Annotated in this window: 3 protein-coding genes and 2 pseudogenes; all 5 read left to right on the top strand. The window is 33.2% G+C overall.

Annotated features, from left to right (window positions below):
* Nucleotides 1-247 (top strand): IS3 family transposase (locus DEX24_RS16650; protein WP_146193016.1); only part of this gene is annotated, 247 nt, incomplete at its 5' end.
* A gap of 255 nt (nt 248-502) precedes the next feature.
* Nucleotides 503-1,012 (top strand): hypothetical protein, encoded by a 510-nt coding sequence (locus tag DEX24_RS16645; RefSeq protein WP_109307496.1) that lies wholly within the window; start codon nt 503-505, stop codon nt 1,010-1,012.
* Nucleotides 1,013-1,375: 363 nt separating this feature from the next.
* Nucleotides 1,376-2,540, top strand: a pseudogene (locus tag DEX24_RS16640) (IS3 family transposase).
* Between the two features lie 1,005 nt (nt 2,541-3,545).
* Nucleotides 3,546-3,860 carry a hypothetical protein gene (locus DEX24_RS16635; RefSeq protein ID WP_109307495.1) on the top strand — a complete coding sequence of 105 codons (315 nt, stop codon included), beginning with the start codon at nt 3,546-3,548 and terminating at the stop codon, nt 3,858-3,860.
* A gap of 121 nt (nt 3,861-3,981) precedes the next feature.
* Nucleotides 3,982-4,164: pseudogene (locus DEX24_RS17400) on the top strand (IS6 family transposase); the annotation flags it as partial.
* Nucleotides 4,165-4,169 lie beyond the last annotated feature (5 nt).

The following is a 4,169-nucleotide window of genomic DNA, read 5'->3' as shown; positions in this document are numbered from 1 at the left end:
TTCAGAAGCACTTGAAACATTCGGAATCCAGCGTTCACTGAGTATGAAGGGGTGCCCTTATGATAATGCCATGGCTGAAGCGACATTTAAGGTATTTAAAACAGAATTCGCTAATCAAGCTCACTTCGCCTCTCTTGAACAGCTCGCTCTTGAACTTTGGGATTACGTACACTGGTTTAACAACCTACGAATTCACGGAACACTAGGTTATTTAACGCCTGTGGAATTCATGCAACAGCCCCTATAATTTTTGTCCAGTTTAGTGTTGGCATTCCAATCAATAAAAATAAAAAATAAAATTATACTAAGTAATGAAGATACTATATATTTTATAGATAGAATTAAATAAATTCATTATTTTTTTGTATTTCAACACTTAAATGTACAAGAATTTTAAATACTCTTGCTTAAATTCTAAATTCTTTAAATAGGTTTGTTCAAGGAAAGAGAAGTCTTCTCTGACCAGATTAAACCAGAATTTCAGGGGAATTGGAGGATAACTATGAAGAAAAGCTACTCACGCTTATCATTACTATTTACTTTTTTAGGCGTTATAATTATTTTTATTGGTATTAAACAATCTTTAATCGCAATGTTTTTAGGAATTATTCTATTAATAGCTGCATTCGTAATAGGTACGATAGCAGTTGTTAAACGTGAACGTAGTAGTCTCATTGTCTGGTCACTCTTTATTATATTTCTTTTTATATTACCACTGACAAAACCATCTAATGATTCTTTCACTGATTGGTTAGCAGATCAACATCAATTCGATTGCCAAAAAAAAGAATGTGTGTCTAATACAGAGAGTTTAAAAATGCGTGACGGAAAAACAGAAAAAGTCGTGAATAAAGAAGTTGAAAGAGTAGTTAATAGAAAGTCGGAGGATTATTTTTTCTTCAATAAAAAGAGTATTGAATTAGAAGATGAAAAAGGAAGACTTTTTCTTATTGAAGGGATTGGTATTCTTGGTGGGTATACAACTTTTACATATAAACCTGTATTCAAATAATAAAAATCAATGTAGTGATTCGTAAGCACCCAATATTAAAAAATCTTCAACAAATTCAGTAGTCATGGGGTAATCATGAAAATGAATATAGTTGAAGGTTTTTTAATGAAATAATTAAAGCGCCGTACATTCTTTTAAAATTATAAGATATAAGGATTGAGTGTCCAACATTAAGGCTGTAATCTAACAACGTATAAGAACACCCAAACATCTTTAGTAAATTTGTGTCATCATTTACTAGAGGTTTTTTATGTCCACAAATCTAACAAACGTTCCGATGTCGTTTGGACAGGTTACACTTAGTTAGACAATAAAATTAAGGTCTAGTAGAATAACCACTAACAGAAACGAGGAGAATCTACCATGACCGAAAAAAGAACGCGCAGAACATTTACCCCAGAATTCAAAAGCCAATTGGTACGACTTTATGAAAGTGGAAAACCGAGGGCTGATATTATCCGCGAGTATGATCTAACAGCTTCTGCATTTGATAAATGGGTGAAGCAAAGCCAAACTTCAGGCTCCTTTAAAGAAAACGACAATCGAACGCCCGAGGAAATTGAACTCATTAAGCTTCGCAAAGAGAATCAACGTCTACTGATGGAGAATGATATTTTCACCTACAGGCATAAAGACAACTAAGCTCGCATCTCGCTAAGTTGTCCTAAATAGCAAGCAGCGCTGATCATGGGACGAAAGTAGATATGATACGCAACAATGCCCACAAATACTCGATATCAGCAATGTGTGACGTCCTTGAAATGTCTAGAAGCACTTTTTATTATGAAGCAGTTGAAAGGGTTGCCGAAGATGACCTGATTGAAGAAATTCGACTCATTTTCAAAGCCAGTCGAAATAATTACGGAACACGAAAAATAAAGATTGAACTTGAAAAGATCGGTCGAACAGTTTCACGACGACGTATTGGACGAATCATGCAAGAACAGGGACTAGTATCCAATTATACGGTTGCCCAGTTCAAGCCATTTAAGTCGAAAGTAAACGAAGCGCCCGTGAAAAATGAGCTTGATAGACAGTTTGATAATCAGAAAGAATTGGCCGTTGTAGTAAGTGATTTAACATACGTACGTGTGGACGGAAAATGGAATTACGTATGTTTATTTGTCGACCTTTTCAACCGAGAAATTATTGGGCATAGTGCTGGACCAAATAAAACTGCTGACCTCGTTCACAAAGCACTAGCAAGCATTAGAGGGCCATTGGACGCGATCCAGATGTTCCCATACAGACCGTTGGAAGTGAGTTTAAAAACGACTTAATTGATGAAGTATTAGAAACGTTTTCTATTCAACGTTCTCTAAGCATGAAAGGATGTCCGTACGATAACGCAGTCGCTGAAGCGATGTTCAAAGTCGTCAAAAATGAGTTTACGAACGGGGCACACGTTAACAGCCTTGACCAACTAGAACTTGAACTAAATGATTACGTGAATTGGTTTAATAACATTCGCATCCACGGAACACTCGGCTATCAAAGCCCCGTAGAATACAGATTGAAGACCTTATAATTTTTTCCAGTTTAGTGTTGACAATCCAGTGATCCATTTTTTGTATATGTATGTGTAACTTCTACTTTTTTACCAGAACAAAAGAAATTTCCTTTTGTTTTAGATTTACTGGTGGTGTTAACTTTTTCTTTGTGGAGCTTCCACCTTTTTGGGGTTTTACGTGGACAATATTATCGCACAATCCATGTGTTTTTGTAGTATTTTCTAATTGAATTGATGTGAATACTAGTGAAAAAGCGATAAAAATTGATAAAGAAATTTGAATTATTTTTTCATAATTGCCTCCAAATGATAGAATAGATTTAATGGTAAATTTGTAATTAATTTTCTAATGAGGAGGATGTTATTTGTTTAGATATTGGGTTATTTTTATGATGGGGTTTTTATTAACCTTTATTTTTAAAGACAGTTTCTTTTCTCAATATAATTTAATATTTAATGTATTTTTTAGAATTATTTTTTCTTTGTTTTTCTTATTAGTTATTTGGTTATTACAAAAAAAATGAGCGATGTAAAATGAAGAATAAGATTTTATATAAAATTGTATCTACATTGGTTATCATGGCTCTTTTATCCGTGACAATAAATTTACTGCTAAGAAATTTTAGCTTTAGGAATAAAGAGTAATGTAGCGTGAATTGTCGTTACTTTAAGTTATATTTTAATAACTTGTAATCAGAAGATGGATAAAACAAGTACCTAGTCTAACTATAGATGGGGATATGTATGCTATTAATAAGTGTTTATGGTTGTTCTTCATCAAATGTTGCAACAACTTAAATATATAAAATATAGAATTGTAAACAAAATATGGCATATACGCGTGTTCACTTGGACTAAAAAATCTCTCATATACATGAAGGTCGTTTGTAAAGTACAAATATTTTTAATCGTCAGGAATTGCAATGGATTCAAGATAGCTTTCCGAAAACAGTACAAGCACTTGGTTTTGATTTAATTTATTGAATAAATAATGGTGTTTAAAATTTATTAGGAGATGTTGAAATGAAAAATGAAAAATATCCTATATGTCATCTATATGCACAAAAAGATTGGGCAGATGATGGACATATTATTGCTAATAAAGAGGGGCTTGAAAGATTAAGGAATGTAATTGATCTTGCTTTAGAAAAAGGTTTTGGTAGAGCTGTTTTTTGGCCAAGTGATATGGAAGGCTATGAATTGTATATTGCATGTGTTTCTGAAAAAGATATTAATGCAATTGAACTTCCATATACTTCCGATGATTGTCCAGATTCAGGTAAAATGGATAAGATGTATGATTTATTTCCTGAGAAGGTTTATGAATTTAGAAAATAATTTTTTTGTAGTCCGAATATTTTTATTGAACTGTTTTTGTTCTTTCTCAGCTTCATAGCCTTTAGGTATATATTTTTTAAAAGTATAGTGTGTGTCGTTCTTCCCGCTATGATCATGCCAAGAACAAGATCATCGGCCAATCAAGAAAAGACACAAACTCTATCAGTCCATAAGGACTGCCCCATCTACGATTAAAGGAATTGAGACGATACATGCCTTATACAAGTCTAGCCGAAAAGAATTCAATCTTTTTGGTTTTTCAGTGACACGAGAAATAAATCAACTACTCGGAGTTTCTGCCTAAAGGGC

This window comes from Kurthia sibirica, from assembly GCF_003143975.1.
GTDB classification, from domain to species: Bacteria; Bacillota; Bacilli; order Bacillales_A; family Planococcaceae; genus Kurthia; species Kurthia sibirica.
Note: the sequence above shows the minus strand (reverse complement) of the source record. Positions and strands in the feature narration are given on the sequence as shown.